The 22,068-nt window shown below is 68.1% G+C and carries 21 protein-coding genes; 15 read left to right on the top strand and 6 right to left on the bottom strand.

Annotated features, from left to right (window positions below; genetic code table 11):
* Positions 1-40: 40 nt before the first annotated feature.
* The 4 genes from ACGFIM_RS17940 (at position 41) to ACGFIM_RS17955 (ending at position 2,704) form a co-directional block, all read left to right on the top strand.
* The gene (locus tag ACGFIM_RS17940) at positions 41-547 is read left to right on the top strand and encodes an Lrp/AsnC family transcriptional regulator (RefSeq protein ID WP_393201482.1); all 507 of its coding nucleotides are present in this window, start codon (positions 41-43) and stop codon (positions 545-547) included.
* Positions 548-737: 190 nt separating this feature from the next.
* Positions 738-1,124: a PadR family transcriptional regulator gene (locus ACGFIM_RS17945; protein WP_393201485.1), complete on the top strand. Its 387-nt coding sequence runs from the start codon at positions 738-740 to the stop codon at positions 1,122-1,124.
* Positions 1,121-1,834: an RDD family protein gene (locus ACGFIM_RS17950; RefSeq protein WP_393201488.1), complete on the top strand. Its 714-nt coding sequence runs from the start codon at positions 1,121-1,123 to the stop codon at positions 1,832-1,834. Before ACGFIM_RS17945 ends, ACGFIM_RS17950 begins: the two co-directional genes overlap by 4 nt.
* A gap of 675 nt (positions 1,835-2,509) precedes the next feature.
* Complete coding sequence (locus ACGFIM_RS17955) at positions 2,510-2,704, top strand: hypothetical protein (protein ID WP_393201491.1); 195 nt, start codon at positions 2,510-2,512, stop codon at positions 2,702-2,704.
* 17 nt (positions 2,705-2,721) lie between these two features.
* Here the strand turns inward: ACGFIM_RS17955 and ACGFIM_RS17960 are convergent, their stop codons facing one another.
* A complete protein-coding gene (locus ACGFIM_RS17960) occupies positions 2,722-3,207 on the bottom strand; it encodes a hypothetical protein (RefSeq protein ID WP_393201494.1) in 486 nt (161 codons plus the stop codon).
* Between the two features lie 362 nt (positions 3,208-3,569).
* Here ACGFIM_RS17960 and ACGFIM_RS17965 point away from each other — a divergent pair, with 362 nt between their 5' ends.
* Entirely contained in the window at positions 3,570-3,992 is a 423-nt protein-coding gene (locus tag ACGFIM_RS17965; protein WP_393201497.1) for a hypothetical protein, read from the top strand.
* A gap of 54 nt (positions 3,993-4,046) precedes the next feature.
* Here ACGFIM_RS17965 and ACGFIM_RS17970 read toward each other — a convergent pair whose 3' ends face one another.
* The 5 genes from ACGFIM_RS17970 to ACGFIM_RS17990 form a co-directional block, all read right to left on the bottom strand.
* Entirely contained in the window at positions 4,047-4,988 is a 942-nt protein-coding gene (locus ACGFIM_RS17970; RefSeq protein WP_393201500.1) for a CU044_5270 family protein, read from the bottom strand.
* A 3-nt stretch (positions 4,989-4,991) separates the two neighbouring features.
* Positions 4,992-5,576: an RNA polymerase sigma factor gene (locus ACGFIM_RS17975; RefSeq protein WP_393201503.1), complete on the bottom strand. Its 585-nt coding sequence runs from the start codon at positions 5,574-5,576 to the stop codon at positions 4,992-4,994.
* Positions 5,577-6,313: 737 nt separating this feature from the next.
* Positions 6,314-7,480, bottom strand: coding sequence for an NAD(P)/FAD-dependent oxidoreductase (locus ACGFIM_RS17980; protein WP_393201506.1), 1,167 nt, complete (start codon positions 7,478-7,480; stop codon positions 6,314-6,316).
* A 63-nt stretch (positions 7,481-7,543) separates the two neighbouring features.
* A complete protein-coding gene (gene sigJ / locus ACGFIM_RS17985) occupies positions 7,544-8,398 on the bottom strand; it encodes an RNA polymerase sigma factor SigJ (RefSeq protein ID WP_393201509.1) in 855 nt (284 codons plus the stop codon).
* Positions 8,399-10,707: 2,309 nt separating this feature from the next.
* Positions 10,708-12,891 (bottom strand): P-loop NTPase fold protein, encoded by a 2,184-nt coding sequence (locus ACGFIM_RS17990; protein ID WP_393201512.1) that lies wholly within the window; start codon positions 12,889-12,891, stop codon positions 10,708-10,710.
* Positions 12,892-13,263: 372 nt separating this feature from the next.
* Here ACGFIM_RS17990 and ACGFIM_RS17995 point away from each other — a divergent pair, with 372 nt between their 5' ends.
* From ACGFIM_RS17995 to ACGFIM_RS18040, 10 genes are all read left to right on the top strand, one after another.
* A complete protein-coding gene (locus ACGFIM_RS17995) occupies positions 13,264-14,073 on the top strand; it encodes a helix-turn-helix domain-containing protein (RefSeq protein ID WP_393201515.1) in 810 nt (269 codons plus the stop codon).
* Between the two features lie 100 nt (positions 14,074-14,173).
* Positions 14,174-14,584: an ATP-binding protein gene (locus ACGFIM_RS18000; RefSeq protein ID WP_393201518.1), complete on the top strand. Its 411-nt coding sequence runs from the start codon at positions 14,174-14,176 to the stop codon at positions 14,582-14,584.
* 415 nt (positions 14,585-14,999) lie between these two features.
* Positions 15,000-15,839, top strand: a complete 840-nt coding sequence (locus ACGFIM_RS18005) for a sigma factor-like helix-turn-helix DNA-binding protein (RefSeq protein WP_364064702.1) — start codon at positions 15,000-15,002, stop codon at positions 15,837-15,839.
* Between the two features lie 2 nt (positions 15,840-15,841).
* Entirely contained in the window at positions 15,842-16,666 is an 825-nt protein-coding gene (locus tag ACGFIM_RS18010) for a protein phosphatase 2C domain-containing protein (RefSeq protein ID WP_393201522.1), read from the top strand.
* A 175-nt stretch (positions 16,667-16,841) separates the two neighbouring features.
* Positions 16,842-17,261 (top strand): plasmid replication, integration and excision activator, encoded by a 420-nt coding sequence (locus ACGFIM_RS18015; RefSeq protein ID WP_364064697.1) that lies wholly within the window; start codon positions 16,842-16,844, stop codon positions 17,259-17,261.
* Positions 17,262-17,290: 29 nt separating this feature from the next.
* Positions 17,291-17,530, top strand: coding sequence for a hypothetical protein (locus tag ACGFIM_RS18020; RefSeq protein WP_393201526.1), 240 nt, complete (start codon positions 17,291-17,293; stop codon positions 17,528-17,530).
* A gap of 87 nt (positions 17,531-17,617) precedes the next feature.
* Positions 17,618-19,066, top strand: coding sequence for an FtsK/SpoIIIE domain-containing protein (locus tag ACGFIM_RS18025; protein ID WP_393201529.1), 1,449 nt, complete (start codon positions 17,618-17,620; stop codon positions 19,064-19,066).
* The gene (locus tag ACGFIM_RS18030) at positions 19,063-20,661 is read left to right on the top strand and encodes a replication initiator (protein WP_393201532.1); all 1,599 of its coding nucleotides are present in this window, start codon (positions 19,063-19,065) and stop codon (positions 20,659-20,661) included. Before ACGFIM_RS18025 ends, ACGFIM_RS18030 begins: the two co-directional genes overlap by 4 nt.
* A complete protein-coding gene (locus tag ACGFIM_RS18035) occupies positions 20,661-20,876 on the top strand; it encodes an excisionase family DNA-binding protein (protein WP_393201535.1) in 216 nt (71 codons plus the stop codon). Before ACGFIM_RS18030 ends, ACGFIM_RS18035 begins: the two co-directional genes overlap by 1 nt.
* 44 nt (positions 20,877-20,920) lie before the next feature.
* On the top strand, positions 20,921-22,015 hold the full coding sequence (locus ACGFIM_RS18040; protein WP_393201538.1) for a tyrosine-type recombinase/integrase: 1,095 nt from the start codon (positions 20,921-20,923) through the stop codon (positions 22,013-22,015).
* The last annotated feature ends 53 nt before the right edge of the window (positions 22,016-22,068 follow it).

Genomic DNA, 22,068 nt, shown 5'->3' on the forward strand with positions numbered 1-22,068 from the left:
ATACCGTGCTGAGCGTATGACGTTCGGCGATACTCGGCGTATGGCTGAGCTGGACGAACTCGACACGGCGATCCTGCGGGAGCTCATGCGCGACGCACGGCGTACGAACCGTGACGTCGCGGCGGCGGTCGGCGTCGCACCGACCACGGCGCTCGACCGCACGCGCTCACTGCGCGAGCGCGGCGTCATCACCGGCGCGCGGCTGGAGGTCGACCTCGCCAAGATCGGCCGCGCCGTGCAGGCGCTCGTGGCGGTCCGTGTACGTCCCCCCACGCGGGCCAACATCGAGGGGTTCCGCGAGTGGGCGGCCGGGCTGCCCGAGGTGATCGGCGTGTTCGTGACCGCGGGCGACGAGGACTTCCTGCTCCACGTGGCGGTGCCGTCCAACGATCACCTGTACGCGTTCGTCATCGACCGGCTCACGGAGAAGCCGGAGGTCGCCGACGTCCGCACCTCCATCGTGTACGAGCACATCCGCAGCTCGAACCTCTTCCCCGAGAGCGGGCCACGGCGCGGCGCACCGGGCCGGCGCGGCCCGCGGCGCTGACCCGTACGTTCGGCCCTGGCCGCCGCCGTCCTGAGCCCGGGAGTCGCGGGCGGCGAGCCGGCGATGCGGCGGTGGGATACCCGCCCGGCGGCTCCTGACCAGGTCGAACCCTGGGGCTGCCGGAACGGTCAGATGGCTATGGTCGACCCGATACCTTGCCACACAAGGTATCGGGTCGTACCGTGCTTGTATGACCGAGGACACCGAGACGACGCCGGGATCGGCCACCATCGCGCGGCTCCGCCGGGAGCTCGCGCGGGGCACGACCGAGCTGGCCGTACTGTCCGTGCTCAACGCTCGCCGCCGATACGGCTACGAGCTGATGAAGGTGCTGCGCGGCGCGGGCGAGGGCGTCCTCGAGGTCAAGGAAGGCACGCTCTACCCGCTGCTGCACCGTCTTGAGGACTCCGGCCACATCGTCGCGACCTGGGAGGCCGAGGGACGGTCCAGGCCGCGGAAGTACTACGTCATCACCGAGGACGGACGCGCGTACCTCGCCATGCTGCGCGAGGAATGGAGCGGCCTCGTCGACGGGATGCGCCAGCTACTCGACACCCTGGGCGAGGTACACGAATGAGCGACGTACGACAGACCATCGACGACTACACCGGAAAGGTCGCCCGCCACCTGGTCGGCGCCGAACGCGACAGGGCCAGGGCGGAGCTCGGCGATCACCTGGCGGAGGCGGCGGAGGCCGGCGAGCTGTCCGAGGCGTTAGAGCGGCTCGGCACTCCGGCCGAAGCGGCGGCCTCCTTCGCCGAACTGCGCGACACCAAGCCCGCCCGCACCGACATCCGCTTCATCGCCGTGCTCATCGACAACCTGCCGCTGGCCGGGATCTCGATCACGCTGTTCGTCCAAGGGCTGATCAGGACGATCGAGGGCGGCGGCGGGTTCACGATGTCGTTCCCGCCCGTCACGTACTTCAGGATCGGCGAGGGCTGCGCCGCCCTCTCGACCGCGGGGTGCGGCGCGTACGACGGCTCCGGCCTCGTCTACACGCTGGGCTTCCCCCTCGCGCTCGCCTGGTCGATCATCGGGCTCGGCCTGATCGAGGCGCGCACCGGCATAACGCCCGGCAAGCGCCTGATGAAGCTCCGCACCGTCACCGAGACCGGGCTGCGCATCCACCCGATCACCGGCATCGTCCGCAGGCTCAGCCTGCTGGTGGGACCGTTCGCGTGGGTGGACTGGATCCCGGCGGTGTGGGGCGACCGGCGCCGCATCCTCGACCGCCTGACCGAGACCAAGGTCGTATCCGTCACCGCCGCTGAGAAGTCACGGTGAGCGGGCGTTCGCGCTCGAGCGGAATCCAGAAGCAACAAGCCGGATCGGCTGCCCGACCCTCCTGGCTCGCCCACGGGTCGGGAGTGTGCTGGCAGGAGCGTCCAGAACAGCCAGTTGCCGCTGGCCGCGCAGGTGGCCACGTCCCGACCGCGTCCGCCGAGTTCGGAAAGCACCGCGACCACCTCGTCGTAGCCGCCGGAGAACACGCGCGAGCTGCTCCCCGGCGACTTGACGCGGATGGCCTCCTCACCCCGATTCCACTCGACAATGCCGGACTCGTCAGTGAACACCGCTGCAGAAAGCCAGGAAGACAGCACGACGGCGGATTCTGCATCGTTGTTTCATTCCTTTGACAGGCCGACGCCCCACAGCGGCCGACCTTCGGTGACGCCCCCCGAGGCTCTGCAGAATGCCGCTGTAAAAGTCCGCCAGAAGAAATTCGAATGCCGTGGCGAAAGGCTTGTAGCGGGGTCAGCGGCATCTCCACGTGCGGTGGCAGGAGGCGCCCGAGGCCGGCGGGAACGAGCGCCGGCTCGGGGATCCCCGTAACGGAGACCCTACTGACGGACCCCGTTCACCGGCTTCTCGTGTCCTCGTCTCTCATGACAGATGTCATACGACACCGATGATCTGCGCCTCTACTGCGCACGCGGCGTCCACGGAAGTATGTGAGCCATGACGAACACGAAGTGCTCCCCCGACTGGAGGTTCGGCATCTGCGGGAGCCTGGCCATCGGCCTGGCGCTCGGCCTGGCGCTGTCCAACATCGCCCTGGGCATCGCGCTGTCGGTGAGTTTCGGCGTGGCGCTGCCGTTCGCGCGCGGGATCCAGAAGACGGAGACGGAGACTTCCGCCGACCCTCATGCGTGAAAGGGCGCCCCGCGGAGTCAGCGGATCCGCCAGAGGCTCTCATCCACGCGAACGTCCGTCAGCCCCGGCACCGGCGCCGTGACCGCGTACAGCATGGGGGTGCCGTCCTCGTCGTCCAGCTCGGCGAGGAGGCGACTGCCGTCCGGCAGGATCACCGACCACAGCCAGACCGGATCGTCGTCGCCGTACAGCACGTACATGCCGAAGCGCGCTGCGAACCTTGCGATGAACTCCCGCCTGCCCACCCGGTCGGCGAGGCGTCCCTCGATGCCGACGTCGAACCGCATCGCGAAATGGCCGCCGGCCTCCTCGTAGGTGCAGAAGGCCGGGAACGTCACGTCCTTCGGAACGCCCTCCAGCGCCTCATCGACCCGGTCGGCGTGGCTGACGAACAGCTCGTGCTCGGCGATCCCGAAACAGTCCAGCAGGAACTCCCGCAGCTCGGCTTCCGGGACCAGGCGGGAGGCCAGGCCGTCGTAGCCCGTGGCCTCCGTCCGCGTCATCAGGCCAACCTAAACGCTTGCTAGCCCGCTGTCGCGCCGATTTCCACCAGGCCCGCCGAGGACGGAGAGGTCCGCCGGGAGACCGACGAGCCGGAGCGCCGATGAGTTCCGCCCGGACACGCCGTCCGCAGCACTGACAAGCACCCCCGTGCCGGCGGAGCCCGAAACCGCGCGCTCATGCGGCTCGATGCGCTCGACGAGCTCCGGGTGACGATGTACCGCCGCCACTGATGGGAAGCGCAGACGTACGGAGCGCGTCCGGCCGCGGGTTCGATCCGATGCCGATGAGATCTGCGGCCGGTTCTCGCCCCCGCCCGGCGCCTACGCTCGGGGCACATCCCCCGTCCCGCCGGAGGCGCCCCATGTCCGGGTACGATCATCCGCTCGACCCGCCGCGACCGGTCAGGCTGGCGCGGCTCTGCCTATGGGTGCAGGCGCTGTTCTTTCTCCCGTCGGTGGCCCTGCTGATCATGGTGCTGCGGGCCGGCGCCGGCGATGACACCCTCCAGGTCGTCGTCCAGCTCGCCGTGCAGGTGGCGGCGGTACTCGCCCTGGGCACGCTGACCTTCATGGTCACCACCCGGCGCACCTGGGTGCGCCTGACCGCGGTCTGCCTCCAGGCGCTGCTGGCGCTGACCTTCCTGCTCTCCATGTTCGGCGAGGGCGGGTTCTTCCTGGGCGCCCTGGCGATGCTGGTGGCGAGCGTGGGCGCGACCCAGCTCCTCACCGAGCCCGCCCAGGAGTGGTTCAACGTACGCGGCCGGCGGAGATCGCCGACCGGCTGACCCTCCGTTCGAGAAGAACAGAACTCATCGGCGTTGCTCCCGGAGCCCGGCCGCCTAGGGAATGTCACCCGCGCGGTCCACGATCCCGGAGCCGAGCACCGACATGCCGAAGCTCCGGCCGTCCCGCTCGGCCTTCACGCCCATGTAGTGGTAGTCGCCGGGATCGAGCACATAGGAGAGCCTGCCGTGCTCGCCCGCATCGAAGCTCACACCGATGCCGTGGCGGCCCTCCATGTCCGTGGTGTCCTCCTCCACGGAGACCCGCGGGATCTTCGCGAGGGCCTGGAACATCGCCGCGGCCGTCTCCGGCGGGATCACGGGCCCGTACTTCAAGTACCACCCGATCGTCCCGAACGCCTTCATGTCCTGCGCGATCTCCGGCGGGCAGGTCGGCACGCAGATCGACAGCGGAGTGCGCTCCGGAGCATCGCGGAAGAGCCGCAGCAGCGCGTCGGGATCGGCCGGAAAGGCCTCCACCTCCTGCTGAGTACGCCGCACGTTCGTCGGCCCCTTCTCCCCCGGGCCCTTCTTCAACCGCCCGCCCTCATGGCGGAGCGCCATCCTGCGGCCGTCCATGCGGTCCCAGATCTCGAACGTCGACGGGCCGGCTCCCGACATGTGCTGGGACTCCTTGAGGTAGAACCACTGGTCCGGCCGGATCTCGGCGGCCGTGCTCCGCGCCGCCACGAGCGCGGCCCGCTCCAGCACCGCCGCCGCGCTCGGCGGGGCCGGCTCCGTCACCGGCTCGCCCCCACCCGGCCGGAGGATGACCACGGCCGTCGCCGCCGCCAGCACGACCGCCGCGGCCAGCCCGAGTGCGAACCTCACCCCGTACGCGGGCCGCGCACGCCGAACGGGGACCCCGTCCGCGAGACGCACACGTGGAGCGCGAACCCGACCCGCGTACTCGGCGATCTTGCGCTGGGCTTCTGACACGTCGGGCCGCCTGGGAACCTCGCCGCGCATCTCGCGCAGCATCTCCATCTCGTCCACCATGGACTACTCCTCGTCCCGCTCGATGCCGGACAGCGCCCGGCGCAGCTTGTTCCTCGCCCGGTTCACCCGCGACCGCACGGTCCCCACGGGCACGCCCAGCGCCGCCGCGGCCTCCTCGTACGTCAGCTCCGCCCAGACCACCAGCAACAACGTGTCCCGGTGCGCCTGGGAGAGCCCGGCCAGCGCCTTCGCCAGCCGCCTGCGCGCCGCGCCCGCGCTCACCCGCCGATCCACCACGTCGGTGAACGACTCGATCGCCGGGTCGATACCGGTGCGGCTCAGCGCCTTGTACAGCCCGATCTCGCGGCGCCGGTGCCGGCTGATGAGGTTGGTGGCGATCCCGAACAGCCAGGCCCGCTCATCTCCCCTGCTCCGGTCGTACGACGCCAGGTGCTGCAGCGCCACGGCGAACGTCTCGGCCACGATGTCGTCGGCAGGCTCAGGCCCCAAGCGCCGGATGATGTAGTGCTTCAGCTCGGGGGCGTGGTCGGTGAACAGGGCGGTGAACCGCTCGGAATCGCTCCAGGGCGGCGGCCCCTCGGTGGCGTGGGGCCAGGGCGAGGGAGCCACCCGGCTCTCGTGTCGCATCTGTCGCCTCTCGGGTGTCCTCGGACATGACACGAGTAATTGCCACGAACGCGGCCAGCGGTTCCATGATTTTCGGCGACACGTGTCATGCCTGGTGCGTCCCCCAGCGTGCCCGAAGCGAGCCTGGCAGCTACGCCCCCCCCCCCCGGCGCCACGCTGAACCCCGCCGGCCCGACGGGTCCACGGGGCGCCAGGCTCGAACCCGGTCCAGGTCACGTTGCGGCAAGCTCGTACCCAGTCCAGGAGGACTCGGTCCGCCACTTCAGAACGGCATGAGCACGTTCCTGGAAGGACGGCATGAGCCCGTTCCTGAAAAGCCATTCCGATCCCGCACACGGGACCCACCCCGCCCGAAAGGCCGGAGGATGCCATCACCGGCGTAGGACTGATCGGGGACCCGCGAGCCGAGGCTCCGGAGGTGCACGTGGTCCTGGGACCGGGACGGGGAGCGGTGCCGGGTCCCCGGCCCGGTGTCCCGCTGACACCACTTCGAGCGGAGTACATCGGGCGACCTTGCGGCGCAGCGGGGCGCGCCGTAGGCGCGCCCACCAGGAGGAACAGCCCGAGCGAAGCGAGGCCCTTTGGTCACGGGCGGGCGTAGGCGGTGAACCACCCAGATGGGCAAGGGGTGGGTGGAGGGGGTGACGGTGGACCACCCAGGCGGGCAGGGGATTGGCGGAGCGGGCGGGAACGCGGCGGCCGGGGGCCGTCCGCCGCGTTCCGCTGGAGGGCGGGGGTCAGGCGGCGGGAGCGGCGCCCTTCTCGTCGCGGGGGAAGAAGGGGTGGTCGATGCGGACGCGGTCGGCGGCGGCGAGGATCTTCTCCGCGTCGTCGACCGGCGGGTGGATCGCCTGGTTGATCCGCATCTTGATCTCCTTGCCGTGGCTGCCCGTGGCCAGCACCCTGCGCTCCCAGCCCCGGGTGAAGATTCCGCCGGCGTCGCCGAGGTCCAGGCAGGTGACGTACGGGCCGGGCGTGAAGTCGCGCAGCGGCACGCCGAGCAGGTCGGCCGCCGCGTTGTACCCGGCGACCTTGCCGAGCGGGGTGGCGTGCTGGCACGCCTGCATGACCGTGTGCTCGGCGTCGAACGGCGCCGCGGCCGTGTCTCCGGCGGCGAACACCTCGGGCAGGGCGCGCAGCCGCCGATCCACCGGTACCCGGCCGAGGTGGTCGAGTTCGCCGGAGATCTGCCGGGTGAGCTCGCTGGCCCGCATCCCCACCGTCCAGACCACCGCGTCCGCTTCGGTCTCGGTGCCGTCGGACAGAACGGCGTACCCGTCGCCGACCTCGGTCACGGTCGTCCCGAGGCGGCGTTCGATGCCCAGCTCGTCCAGCGCCGCCTCGATGTCCTTACGCGGTCCCGGTCCGAGCTGGTCGCCGACCACCGGTGACCGGTCCACCAGCAGCACTCTGCCCCGGGAGGCCAGCGCGGTCGCGGCTTCCAGACCGGTGAACCCGGCCCCGACGACCACGACCCTGCAGTCCTCCCGGTCGCGCAGGTGGTCGGTGAGCCGCCGGGCCCCGTCGAGGGTGTCGATGTCGAAGAGCCGTTCAGCGCCGGGCAGGTCATGCGGCCGGATGAGCCGGCTGCCGGCCGCCAGCACCAGGCGGTCGTAGCCGATCTCCACACCGTCGGCCACCACGACGCGGCGTTCGGTGTCGATCGTGCTCACCGAGGCGCGCACATGCCGGGCGCCGATCGGCCCGAGGATCCTGCGCAGCTCGACCTTGGCCAGGTCCGGCTCCGGCTCGTACAGGCGCGGCCGCAGCACCAGGTGCTCGTTCGGCGCGATGAGCGTGATGCGCGGCTCCGTATCCCCGTCGGCGCGCTCGCGTGCCAGGGCCGCGCCCGCCGCGCTCCACACGCCCGCGAAACCGCCACCGATGATCACAACGTGTGCCATCGTCTCGTCCTCTCTCAGTCTCACCCTGGAAATCAGGGGCGACAGGGAGACAAGACAGCGGGTTCAGATGTGACCGATGTGGGTGAGCTTTTCGGGGTTGACCAGTCTCCGCAACGTCGTGATCCGCCCGCCGGCGATCTCCACGGTGTCGAGCCAGACCAGTTCGCCACCGGAGTAGGTCGCAAGGGCCGGCTGCCCGTTCACCTCGATGATCCGGAACGCGTCGGGACGCCTGATCTCGATCTGCCTGACCGCCAGCAGCGCGATCCGCTCGGCACCCTGAACCGGCCTGCGCGCGGCGGTCGCCTTACCGCCGCCATCGGCGAGGTAGACGGCATCGGGATGCAGCAGCTCGACGAGCTCGGCCATGTCCCCCGCGTCGGCGGCCGCCTTGAACGCCTTGAGCAGACGTTCCGTCTCGGCCTTGGACGCCCGGGGCCGCTCCTTGACCGCAGCGACCCGCGCCCGCGCCCGCGAGGCCAGCTTGCGGCTCGCGGCGGGCGTACCGCCCAGCACCTCCGCGACCCGGTCGAACGGAAAGCCGAAGACGTCGTGCAGCACGAACGCGACCCGCTCGGCCGGGGTCAGGCTCTCCATGAGCACGAGCATCGCGGTGCTCACCGACTCGTCCACGAGCACCTGAGCGGCGACGTCGGGCCCGGTCAGCAGCGGCTCGGGCAGCCAGGGCCCGACGTAGGACTCCCGCCGGACGCGGGCGGACTTGAGCACGTTGTACGACGCCCGCGCCGCCAAGGTCACCAGCCAGGCCCGCAGATCGCGCACCTCGGACACGTCGGCGGCGGCGGCGCGCAGCCAGACCTCCTGCGTCACATCCTCGGCCTCGGCCACGCTGCCGAGGATGCGGTAGGCCGCCCCGAACACGGCGGGCCGATGCGACCGCCAGTCGGCCTCCGCCAACGGCCCGCTCGGCTCCACCCCCGGCCTCCCGTCCTCATTTCCAGACCAGCGCCCGACCGCCGAGTTTAGGGTCCCGACCTCACCCCGACTGCGCCGACCCGGCCCCGCCCCTGGCCGGCCCCACGCCACCTCCCTGTACCTGGACAGGCAGCCCACAAGTGACCGGAAGCACCCCTGTCGACCGATCCTGATGCCACGGATGCGTGGGGGCCGTGCCCCATTGACTTCCGCGTAGCCTCTGAGACTGGATGCTGTTCGGGTGAGCAGCGACGATCTCTCAAGATCGGTGTTCTCGCCTTGGCCGGCCGTCTTGTCGACCATGCTTTACGGCACTACGACGAACTCGGCCAGCTGCGGCCTGCGGTTGTCGATTCAACCACTGGCCATCGCCGTTAGCTGGTCTGGACGAAGCGGGCATCGATGCGCCAACCGACGCCTGCCCGCGTCTTGCATGAACGACCCAGCCAGTGAGCCACCGCGCACCATGCTGCAGGCACAGCGAGGGCGGCTGGTGGATCGCGTCCCGGCTCTTCCCTTCGTCGCGTATCGCGTAGCGGCCCGAGTGCATGGTTTCGAAGCGACACCATGGTGATGCCTGGCGGCTCTGGGAGCGCTGGAGTGAGTCTTTTCCGCACGACAGCATGGTGTGCTTGACTGTGGGCAGGAAATCTTCTTGAAGTGCCTAGGGGCATCCCGAACACCACATCCTGAGGCCGCCCGTTTCGGGCGGCCTCAGCGCTACTGTGCCTCCGTGCACATCTGCTATCTCGATGAGGCAGGTGGCTGCGAAGCTCCGGACAGCGACACCGAACGCAACGCCTGTCATGGTGGTCTTGAAGCTGCGCGCACCGACGCTCAGCCGGAAGCCGGGGAACCGAACATCCACTTTCGCGATATCCAGCACACCGGCAATACCCCCGGCCGCCAACACGGGCGTGTCCACCCGAGAACCGACGATCCGCATGGGCCGGCCCGGCACCCAGGCCGCCCTTATTCACCAGCACCACACCGACGAGCGGGAGCGCCAGGTGGCTCACAGGCTCAACACCGTCGCCCGCGGTGCGCTGAACCAAGAAGCCATCGGGCGCGTAACGGGAACGTCTCGGAGAAACGAACCCTGGAAAAATCGAAGGCCCAGGCCGCTGACCGTACTTTGCAACTGAACGAAATCGGAAAGACCATTTCTGGTCATGAGAAATAGCCGGGGAGCGGGTGAAGGCCATGGACCTGGCCTCGTCGGCTACCTACTTCCAGCCGAGAATCGTCAGGCACCCATGCGGCGAAGCCGGGCGCGCCTGCGCGCCCACGAGGAAGAACAGCCCGAGCGAAGCGAGGCCCGCTGAACGACGGGCGGGCGTAGGCGGTGAACCACCCAGACGGGCAACGGGTGGGTGGAGCCGGGTGACGATGGTGGTGGAGCCTAGGGGATTCGAACCCCTGACTTCCTGCTTGCAAATCGGCCCGATCAACAGGGGAAACGGCTTCAACCTGCGCAGAAAGCAGTCCACAAGTGACCGCGAGTACCCCCTGTTGACCGCTCTCAATGGCACGCTAATGGCACGACGATCACGCGACCCGATCTGCCCAAGCAAGGGGCCCGCGCCCCGCCTCCTGGTCCGCCCCCGTCCTCCTCGTAGCTGCCGACCCCCAGGCCGGGGACCGTCGCGTCAAGGGTCAGCGGAGCTGATCGCGCAGCGACGCCGCAGGCGCCCTTGACTCGGCGGGCACGGCCGGGATACTCGGGGCAGCAAGGAGGACAAAGGACAATCGGATTATGAGTCCGACGCAGTATCGCCATCGAAACACCCGCTGACCTGCTGCTGAGTGGCAGAGAAACCCTAGAAGAGGAAGATCACCCCGTGTATATCCCGCGATCAGTCCTATCGGCACCTTCTGTTTACAAGGTCCCCAAACGATCTCCAGGGTCGTTCGAGGGCGTTCGTATCGCTGCTCGTCGGGACTCCGGCCGTTCAGATCCGTCCGGCTCAGTTCGTGATCGTCCGTCCCGGTGGCTCCTAGAGTGGCTCCCGGAACCGGGTCGATGCCCAGCCCATGCTCGATGACGGCGGCCGCCGAGAAGCCCGCTCGCGTACCTGCATGGTGAACCTTTCGGCAATGCGTCGGGGCACCAGTGCGGCGATGAGTTTTGGATGAACTCGGCGGGCCACTCGGCGAGACTGGTGAGGACAGTCACACCGGCTTCCGGTGGGCCGGGGCTGAGGAACGAAGCCCCGGCCCGTCGATCGCCCCAGCCATACACGGCGGTCGACCAGAATCGGGCGATCGTGAGGGTGGTACTGGGCAGTTGTTCACCCCTCTTGGCGGCTGTCGCCATCGGGTCTTGGATCCTCTTCAAGTGAGGCTGCATTCCTCTTTTGAAGGTGAACCCGTAGTGTGTCAAGGATTCTCTTGCGGCGCGTCTCTAGATCGTCGGGCGCATAGAGTGGGTATGGACCGGACGGCTCCGTGTTGTCGATCTCGTCGGCGAGTTCGCCCAGAATATAGTCCAGACCCACCAGTGTGTCGAAGCTCTCCAGGTCGACCTCACCGACCACGCGTGATTCGCCCGCGCCATTGACGACGCGGGCAGCCGGGAAGAGTCGTACGAGCATGTCCAGCAGATCCCAGCCTGCTTGGAGCCGCTCGTGAATCCACGCCTTGGCAGGCTCTGCTGCTAGGAACCTCCAAAGCAAAATGAGATCAACCTGAATATCTGTAAGGTCGGCAGGCGATGAGCCGATGCCCCTCAGGTGGTGCTTGATGCCGGCCTCGACAGCTTCGCGGCAGCGCAGCGACCACTCCGGTTCTGGGTTGGTCAGATCCGTGTCGCTCGCGGGAGTTTTCTCTTCTTTGAGCCTCAGCAAGGACAGTGCAGCAAGATGTGTTCCGGCCGATGTGCGACTCATTCGAGTCAATACGGCGGAACGAGATTCGCGAGGGATATTGGCAAGGAGATCAGTCGCTAGAAACCGGAGAGCAGAGTCCGGTGTCAGAAGCCCGAGCGACTCGGCGGGTGCATCAAGCTCTCCTGCTGAATCAGCAAGGAAGCCTAGGAAGTTGCTGTTGGGCAACGAATTCCCCTCGAAATACCGCCGGATCCGCCGGGCGATCCGATGAGTGTCTGAGCGCAGCCGCTTAAGTACTTCTTCTCGCTCGTAGCCTGCGGTGTCTGTGAGGATCTGCTCAATCGCTCGAGCGAATTCTGCCTCCGGGAGATCGTCGTCTGGCACTGCAAAGGTGATGTAGCGGTCGAAATAGTCGATGCTACAGATGCCACGCGGCCGAGTGGCGTCGCCCACGCCGAATTGCGTTATCTTCGCGATGGAAGGAAAAAGTAAGCCAAGAAGCGTAAGAACACCCTCGCGATTATTTGCCGACACGCCAGCATCGACGAGGCGTTTCTGCCACTTTCCCAACCGGTCTTCATGCTTGTCCGGCAGGTACTCAGTCCCGGTTAGTTCACCTCGATATCGCCTAAGCAAATTATAGGCACCAGGCTCCATGGTACGCAGGAACGTCACGATGAGAAAATCCACCAGGTCAATGTCATTGGCCACAGAAATCAAACCAGCGTTTACCTGACCAAAGTAGCGCTTGATCGACCTTGGGGTGGTGAGCCGCTCCCGGAGATGCGCATCATAAGCGTAAGTCAGGCGCTCCATAGCCTTCGGCTCAAGAGTCAGGCCGTACGCAGCAAGGAGGTCACCTATCCCCTGATTAACCAAGGCGACCGCGTCTCGTTCACGGAATGCCGGGAGATCGAGTCGAACCTGAACAATTTTTTCTAGGAACTCCTGCGCACGAGTTTCTTCGTTGCCGACGAGATCGGTACGCCTCAATACGTCCAGAAGAGTGCGCTCGTCGTAGCAGAGCAGGTAGTAGATGTTGGGCAACCGCCCTACGAGTCGGACGAGTTTGAAAACAACGAGTAGTTCGGCTGGGGTAACCCGGTCGAGATCATCAATAATTACCAGGATCGGCCTGTCAGTAGCACGCAGAGCCTCTTCGACCCGCCGCTTGGCTGCGCTTGCACTCTCATCGCCCGCGATGGCCGCAGATACGCTTTCAAGGGCTCCGGATGCATCGATGCCGACGAACGATGCGATTTTGCTGTATGGGACGATGGCGCGGCCGAACTTGGCAATCCTCTGCCGGGTTTCTGACCATCGCTCGTCCTCGGGGAGGACTTCGCGGATCTCACTGAACAGCGCGAGGGTGAGAGAGTCAACATCGGAGTACATCCACGGGTTAAGCTCGGCGATCGACCACGGTGTGTCGGGCCGACTCTTAAGCTGCCGGGTGATCATCCCAAGCAGTGAGGACTTACCCGAGCCCCAGGGCCCGATGAGGGCGAGCACGCCCGAAGGACTCTGCTCGCGAACGTGCTCCAGCAGAGTGACAGCGTGACGAACATAAGCGTCCCGTCCTAGCAGATCCGGCGCTGAATCGCTGCCATCAACCGGGTCGTCGTTCAAGTAGCCGAAAGTACCCATAGGGACCATTGTGGCGGGACGACTGGGGACGCGCTGCTCGTTCCGACCAGGTAGACATCTGCGTCCTCGGATCGTTACTTCGTGCGCCGCCGACTTCTTTCAGTCATGAGATCGAACTCATTCAATGCGTCCAGGGGCCGAACGACATGCGTCGAAATCACTGCTTTAGAAACAGTCCGGCAAGCTGCGGCCCGAGCCGCTGGCGGCCGGGACCGGCCCCCAGGCCGCACGCCCGGCCGCCGAGCGGGCGACGGGCCGCGAGGCGGCGCGCAGCGCCGCCCTTGATCCCTATGAGAACAATTCGGCAATGCCCGCCACAGCCAGAGTGGTAGAACGCTCGGTGTGGAGGATCGACGGGATCGCTTGCGGGCGTTGGGTGAGCTGCTGCGGAGATTGCGCAAGCGGGCAGGGCTGACGGGCAAGGAGCTGGCGCAGCGCGCCCAGATCGCTCAGCCCACCGTCTCCCGGATCGAGACCGGCCGGCTGCTGCCCACCCCGGAGACCGTTGAGCGCCTGGTCGATGCCCTGGCACTGGATGAGAACGAGCGGGCAGAGCTGGATGGCCTGCTAGCGCGGCTGCGTGATGAGGTGTCGAGGCTCAAGGGTGGGCTCGCCGGCCGGGAGGCTGCCAACGCGGCTCGGTTGCGTGCGGCTCGGCGGGTGAGGTCGTTCCAGTCGGCCATGATCCCGGCTCTCCTCCAGACGGCCGAATATGCGCGGCTGGCGCTCGCGATCGGTCGGGATGTCGATGAGGAGGACGCGGCCAAGGCGGCGGCCGTGCGTGTGGAGTCTCAGGCGGTGTTGTTCGAGGCGGGCCGGGAGTTCGCGTTCGTGCTGACCGAGGGAGCGGTGCGGACGTGGCCAGGGTCGCCGGCGCTGATGGTGGCGCAGATCGATCGGCTGGTTCAGGTGTCCACGTTGTCGCATGTACGGCTGGGGGTTGTGCCGTGGACGGTGGAGGCGCCGGCCTTTCCGCTGCACGGCTTCACGATCTATGACGACGGCGTGAGCGTGGTCGAGTCCCTGACCGGTGATCTCACGATGACGCAGGCGCATGGGGTCGCGGCACACGAGGAGACCTTCGAGCTCTTCGGCAACGCCGCCGTGTACGGGGACGAGCTGCGGGACTTTCTCGGGCAGATCGCCCAGGACATGAAGGAACTGACGACCCGCTCTCACTAAGGCGCGCATTTATACGTCTAATACCTTGAGCTTGCTGCGATGCTGCTCATACGCTGGGTGCGCGGCGGCGTATAGTCCCCTAGACACCCAGGAGTGTCCCGTGTCAGCTTGGTGCATCTCCCGCTCCTTCCTCGGGTCCACCGTTTCGATCACGGAAGCTCGGCGCTTCGTCACCATGTTCCTCAAGGGCTGGCCGGACGTCGAGACGGCCGAGCTGATCGTGAGCGAGTTGGCCACGAACGCGATACGGCACTCGGCCAGCGGACGGTTCGGCGGTCGCTTCCATGTGACCATTCGCGCCGAACGCCGCCGAGTTTGGATCGGCGTCCTGGACGAAGGTGGCCCCGGCAGACCACAAATCTTCCCCGAGTATCCCGAGCTGGAAGGCGGGCGCGGCCTGCGGATCGTCTCCGAGATGGCGACCGATTGGGGCGTGCTGGGCGACCACAGGGGCCGCACGGTCTGGGCTTCGCTGCACGAAGCGCCGCAGCCTCAGCGCCGGGACTGCTGATGTGCATCTCGCCCCACGTGGGGCTTCCGCAGCCCACCTGCAAAGCCCTCCCCTGGCGGGCGCCTCGTGATGACGGCAGGCAGAGGGTCGTCCAGTGGACGTGCGACTGCCAGGAGATCGTGTACGAACTGCGCGAGGCCGCAGGTCAGGGGTTCGTCAGACGGTACGTGCGGGCCGGCAAGGGATGGCGGGTGTCCGACACGTTCCGGATGCGGACCGGCGAAGCGCACGAGGTGTGGCAGGCTCTGTTGTCAGGGCATGCTCGATGAGCCCGCGCGGGGTTCCTCGACGACGCTCAGCAATTCGGGCAGTACATCCCAAAACCGGCGAACCGCTTGAATGCGTACCGTCGAGGGGGATAGACGTCATTCTGTCTAGGGGCCTAGACTCATCGGCAATGATCCGAGGGGGACCATTGCCATCGAACGACGTGGAGCGGATCGCCGCGATCGAAGATCCGTATCAACTGCTCAGAGTCGCCACCGAGCGCCTGAACGCCGCGCAGCAGGAGGTGACCGAGCTGTCGCGTCTTCGCCGGCGGGTCATCCAGGAGTTGCACGCACAGGGCATGTCGTACGCCCAGATCGCCAAGGAAGCCGGCCTCACCCGGGGCCGCATCCACCAGATCCGCCACACCGGCCCTGCCCCTGAGGGAGCGTTCTTCGGCCAGGGGACGATCACGCTCGTCACGCCCCTCAAGCGCGAGGCCCGGCAGGCACGCCCTGTCGTGGCCGTCGAGGACGTCGCGGCGGCGAAGCGGCTGGAGGATCTGGCGCGTGGGTTCGATCTGGCCGTGGAGCTGGAGCACGTACCCCTCGGCGGCGAGATCGACCTGAACCGGCCCAACCTCGTGGTGATCTGCGGGCCACGACTCTCGACGGTCATGGGCGAGCTGTACGAGCGGGACCCGGTGCTGGAGTGGGTGAAGGAGGACGTGTGGACCCTTCACGACACCCGTACCGATGAACGCTACCGATCGGGCTCCGACGACGACCCCGCACGGCCGGTCGACTACGCCTACCTGGGACGGCTTCCTCGCCCTGACGGGGCCGGCAACGTCCTGGTCTTCACCGGCATCCACCCGCAGGGGACGCTCGGCGTGGTCCGGCTCCTGCAAACCGAGCTGACGGCGCTGTGGGGTCAGGTGGCGGACAAGCCGTTCTCGACCATCGTGGCCACGGAGTACGCCCCGGACAGCGGGGAACCCGTGAAGGTCGAACTCGCCAGTCCGCTCTACCGGCACGAAGAGGAGTGAGCATGCGCGTCGCGCTGGCCACCGAGGCGGCACCGGGACGTCCCAATGAAGACTTCGCCGCCGTGACCGCGGACGCCGCAGTCCTCCTCGACGGGGCCGGCACACCCGCGGGCTCGGAGTCCGGCTGCTCGCACGGGGTCGCATGGTACGCGCGCACCCTCGGCTCCTCGCTGCTGGCCGCTATGACGCAGAAGCCGAACGAGACCCTGCCCGAGCTGCTGGCAGGCGAGATCAAGGCGGTCGCCGGCCTGCACGAGGACACCTGCGACCTCGCCCACCCCGGCTCGCCCTCGGCGACCGTGGTCATGCTCCGCCGTACGGACGACGCTCTCGAATGGCTCGTCCTGGCCGACTCCAGCCTGATCCTCGACACGGGCGGCACCACAGACCCGATGGTCATCTGCGACGACCGCGAAGCCCAGGTAGGCGCCCGCTACCGCAAGGCCATGGACGCCCTCGACTCCGGCACCCCCGAACACCAGAAAGCCCACCGCGAATACGTCGAGACCCTGCGCGCCCACCGCAACCGCGACGGCGGCTTCTGGGTGGCCGCGACCGATCCCCTCGCCGCCGACCAGGCCCTCACCGGGACCGTCCCCCAGGAGGCCGTGCGCACGGCGGTCCTCCTCAGCGACGGCGCATCCCGCCTCGTCGATCGCTTCCACCTCGCCACCTGGCGGCAGACCCTCGACCTGCTCGACCAAGAGGGACCGGCAGCGCTGATCAGCCGCGTACGCGCCGCCGAACACAGCGACCCCACCGGAGCCCGCTGGCCACGGGGCAAGACCTTCGACGACGCCACCGTGGTCACGCTCTCAATGCCTTGAAACAGCAGAAACCGCCCCTCGATCCATAACCGCTCGGCATTTTTGAGACCGACTCCGTTTACCCCCCTAGACAGTCCGGGAACACCGTCCCTATCTTCGTTTGCATAGCCCCCTAGACAGTTCGTCGAGCAGGGCACCTGTCACTGTCTAGGGGGGTTGACAGAAGGGACGCCACATGGCACTCCAAGGACCGATCCCGGTCACGTTCGAGATGGTCTTCCCCCACGGCTGCTACCTCGTCGGGGAGGTCGAGCAGGTCAAGGACTTCGACGCCTCCACCAACGGCCGGTTCGTCCAGGCACGCGACAAGGCCACCGGCGAACCGGTGTGGCAGGTCGCCGTCGTGGACGCCGACCCGACGCTCAAGCCCGCGCAGAAGACGGTGGCGGTCAAGATCCTGTCGCCGGTTCAGCCGGCCTGCCCGGCTGCGGTGCCGGGGATGCCGTTCACGCCGGTCGAGTTCGACCACATCACGGTCACGCCGTACGTCAACCAGGTCGGGCGGCTGGCCTACTCCATCCGGGCCCGCGAAATGCGAGCACCGGCCCCGCGCCGTACGGCCAAGCAGGCCCCGAGCGCAACGGACGCGGCATGAGCGGGCGGCGGCAGGCTCGGCCGACGAGCGTGATCACCATCAACACCGCCGAAGGCGCGGTGGCCGAGAACCACTCCTATCAGCTCAGAACGCCGGTCCTGATCATCCGGTTCGGCACCACGCAGGTGCAGATCGCCACTGCCCAGGCGGACCGCGTCACGGCTGCGGAAGTCGAGTTCGCCCGGCAACTGGCCCGTGAAGCGAACGACTTCGCCCGCAGCGTGGAGCGGACCTTTCGCGGCCGGCCTGGAGCAGAGCGGTCGGCCTGACATCCAGCGGGGCCGCTGGAAGCGGCAACTTCCTGCGGCCCCTTGATCTCCCGGACACACCACATGCTCGGAAGGACTCCCACTCTAATGTTCAAGAAGATGCCCGGCGAAGAGTCGCAACGCATCGTCTCCACCACCCCGGACACGGCCGTCGTGTTCAAGCCGGCCGTCGTCACGACCCCGGCCTTCATCACCCTCGCCATCTTCGTCGCCCGCCTCGTCGCAGGTCTGGCACGCACGATCTGGCGGCATCCCGTGGCGGTGGCGGTGGCCGTCGCGCCGCTCGCGCTGTGCTGGCTGTACGGCTGGAGGGCCGGCCTCCTGCTGACCGTTCCTCCGCTCACGGGCCTGGCGACGTGGGCCGTTCTCGATCGGACGTCGTTCGCCCGCCTGGTGGGCCGGCGGCTGCTGGCCTGGTGGCGACTCGTCTGGATCTACCGCCGTCACTGGCAACCCGTCATGATCATCTCCGGGCTCGGCAAGCACCTGCAAGGCCGCGACTACCTCCCACGCCTCGGCAAGGTCACCTGCACCGCATGGGCCGACCTGGTAACCGTACGCATGCTGAACGGCCAGACGGTCAAGGACTGGACCGACCGCGCCGATCACCTGGCGCACGGCTTCGGCGCTCCCTCCTGCCGCGTCTCGGTCCTCAAGGCCGGTCGGCTGCTGCTCACCTTCCCGCGTCACGACCCCCTCGCCGACCCGCTGCCGGCGCTTCCCATCCCGGACCGGACGAGCGTCGGACCGGTCGAGATCGGCAAGCAGGAGAACGGCCTGCCCTGGCGGCTCAAGGTCCACGGCACGCACATCCTGGTGGCCGGCGCGACGGGTGCGGGCAAGGGCTCGATCATCTGGTCCACCATCCGAGGGCTGCTCTCGGCCGTCCAGGCGGGGCTCGTCGAGCTATGGGCGCTGGATCCGAAGCTCATGGAGCTGTCCTTCGGCCGCGACCTCTTCGGACCTCGCTACGCCGCCACCCCCGAGGCATGCGCCGACCTCCTCGAACAGGCCGTCAAGGTGATGCAGGAACGGGCCGCCCGGTTCGCCGGGGTTCAGCGCTCGCACACGCCCACGACCCAGGACCCGTTCATCCTGGTCATCGTCGATGAGGTGGCCTTCCTGACCGCCTACCAGGCCGACAAGCACCTGCGGCAACGCATCACGGCGGCGCTGGCCACGCTCACCACCCAAGGCCGCGCGGTCGGCATCGGGGTCCTGGCGGCCCTCCAGGACCCGCGCAAAGAGGTCATGAACATCCGCAACCTCTTCCCCGACAAGATCGCCCTCCGGCTGGACGAGTCCGAACAGGTGGACATGGTCCTCGGCGACGGCGCCCGCGATCGTGGCGCACTGGCCGATCAGATCTCCCCCGCCCCGGCCAAGGGCGCCGGCGTCGGCTACGTCCGCCTGGAGGCCAGTCCTGACCCGATCCGGGTCCGCGCCGCCTACGTCTCCGACGACGACATCCACGCCATGGTCAGCGCCTTCGCCCGCCCGAGGGCCTTCGGCATCGACGGAAGGGAGGCCCTATGACGGATCGCTCCGTGCCCAGGGCGGTGCGGCTGACCCGGCCGCTGGCTCGGGAGGTGGTCAAGGAGGTCGCCAAGCGGTACGGCGTGTGCATCCGCCCCGTGGCCTTCCAGCGCCTCGACACCCGCACCGGCCGTACGGAGATCGTGGACGTACCCTGCGGGGCGACCCTGGAGTCCGCCTGCCCGCCGTGCGCCAAGCGCAACCGTCAGCTCCGCATGGCCCAATGCCGCGAGGGCTGGCACCTCGACCACGAACCGGCCAGCACCCCGAACGAGCCGAATGAGGAACAGCGCCGGCTGGTCGAGTTCCGCGCCGACGTCCACGCCCAGCAAGAGGCCGCCGAACGAGCAGGCCAGGACAGCACCGGCCTCGACATCCTCGCCGAGGGCTTGGACGAAGAGATCACCAAGGCCGGGATGCGCGGTCACGTCACCGGTCGGACCACCGGCCGCCGCGTCCGCTCCACCAGACGACGCCAAGACGCGCCGGACCTGCCCAAGCGCAAGATGGCCGCCACCACGCTGGGCCGCACCTTCACCGCACCGGACGGCCGGGTCTACCGGCCCTCGATGTTCATCACCCTGACGCTCCCGTCCTACGGCAAGGTGCGCGACGGCGTGCCCCTCGACCCGGACACCTACGACTACCGGCGCGGCGCCCGCGACGCCCTGCACTTCTCCCGGCTGGTGGACCGGTTCGTGCAGAACCTGCGCCGGGTGGCCGGATACGACGTGCAGTACTTCGCCACCGTCGAGCCGCAGCAACGCCTCGCCCCGCACCTGCACATGGCCATCCGCGGCACACTGCCCCGCGCCGAACTCAAGCAGATCATCGCCGCCACCTACCACCAGGTCTGGTGGCCACCCACCGACACCATCCGCTTCGAGGGAGTCCACCTGCCGCTCTGGCAGGACGGCGTCGGCTACCTCGACCCCGACACCGGCGATGTCCTGCCCACCTGGGACCAGGCACTCGACGAGCTGGACGCCGACGACGACGCCCAACCCCTCCACGTGGTCGGCTTCGGCGAACAGCACAACATCCAAAGCGTGCTCGCCGGCACGCCCGCCGCCGGCAAGTGGCTCGGCTACCTCACCAAGTACCTGACCAAGAGCCTCGCCGACCCGCTCGACGCCGCCACCGACGACCAGGCCCGCCGCGACCACGCGGCCCGGCTCGTCGAAGCCCTCCGCTTCGAGCCGTGCTCACCCACCTGCGCCAACTGGCTCCGCTACGGCATCCAGCCCAAGAACGCCAAGCCCGGCATGCAGCCCGGCCGCTGCCGTGGCAAGGCCCACAAGCCCGAACACCTCGGCTACGCCGGACGCCGCGTCCTGGTCTCGCGCAAGTGGTCCAACAAGACCCTCGCCGAACACAGGCAGGACCGCCGCACCTGGGTCCTGGAAGCCCTCGGCCACCCCGACCAGCCCACCGACCCGCACCGCTACATCTGGAAGCCCGTCCCGGCCGGCGACGCGAACGTACCGCCCCTCGCCGTACGCCTCCTCCGCACCGTCGCCGAACGCCAACGCTGGCGAGCCCACATGAACCGGCTAGAGCAAGATCTTTCGGCAATCGGAGAGGAGGCGGCGTAGTGGACAAGCTCCTGAGCGTGGATGAGGCAGCGGAACTCCTCAGCACCACCCCGCGCTTCGTCCGGCGGCTGATCGCTGAACGGCGGATCGAGTTCGTCAAGCTCGGCCGACTGGTGCGCATCCGGGAGTCGGCCCTGATCGCCTACGTCACCGCCGGCACCGTCGCCCCCATGAACGCGGGAGACACCCGCCGGTCGCCGGGGAGGGCCGCCTGATGGCCAAGAGGGAAGGTCGCCGACGTTTCGGCAGCATCCGTAAGTTGCCCTCCGGTCGGTTCCAGATCCGCTATCCCGGCCCTGATGGCCGGCTGCGCACCGGGACCACGACGTACCGAACGAAGACCGACGCCGACCGGGCGCTGACGCTCATCGAAGCTCAGATGATCTCGGGCGAGTGGACGGACCCGGATCGAGGCAAGATCCGGCTCGCCGACTATGCCCGCGCCTGGATCAAGGAACGTCCGGGCCTGCGCCCCAAGACGGTGGAGCTGTACACCTGGCTGCTCGAACGCCACATCATTCCGACGCTGGGCGACGTGGCGGTCGGCAAGCTGTCCGCGCAGGCGATCCGCACGTGGCGCGCCGATCTTCTCGCGAACGGCGTCTCCGTCTCGACTGCGGCCAAGGCGTACCGCCTGCTGCGCGCCATACTGATGACGGCCGTCGAAGAGGACCAGTTGATCGCGCGCAACCCGTGCAGGATCAAGGGCGCCGACAACGAGCACACTCCCGAACGGCCCGTCCTCACCGTGCGCCAGGTCTTCGAGCTGGCCGACCGGATGGCCGACAAGCGCTTCAAGGCCCTCATCCTGCTGGCCACCTTCGCGAGCCTGCGCTGGGGTGAGGTGATCGCCCTCCGTCGTAGCTCGATCGACCTCGACGCGCGGACGGTGACGATCCGCGAACAGCTTCTCGAACTCGACAACGGCGAGATGCGCCTGTGCCCGCCCAAGTCACGCGCCGGCAGGCGCACGGTCAGCATCCCCGCAGTCATCATCCCTGTCCTCGCCGAACACCTCGCCGCGTACGTCGATGAGGCCGACGACGCCTTCGTCTTCCTCGGCAAGCGCGGGGCGTTCCTTCGGGGCAGCAACTTCCGGCGCGAGGCCAGGTGGGCGGAGGCGCTGAAGGAGATGGGACTCCAGGGCTTGCACTTCCACGATCTCCGGCACACCGGCAACACCCTGGCCGCGCAGTCCGGCGCGAGCCTGGCCGACCTCAAGGCGCGGATGGGGCATGACAGCGACCGGGCGGCGCTGATCTACCAGCACGCCACGCGCGACGCGGACCAGCGGATCGCCGACGCGCTGAGTGCCCGCGTCGCGGCCGAACAGCAGAAGATCGCCGACAGCTAATGGCACGTGGATGGCACGAACGCCCCGCACCGAGATCGGTGGCGGGGCGTTTC

Origin of the sequence: Nonomuraea sp. NPDC049309, from assembly GCF_043196965.1 — a bacterium.
GTDB lineage: Bacteria > Actinomycetota > Actinomycetes > Streptosporangiales > Streptosporangiaceae > Nonomuraea > Nonomuraea fastidiosa.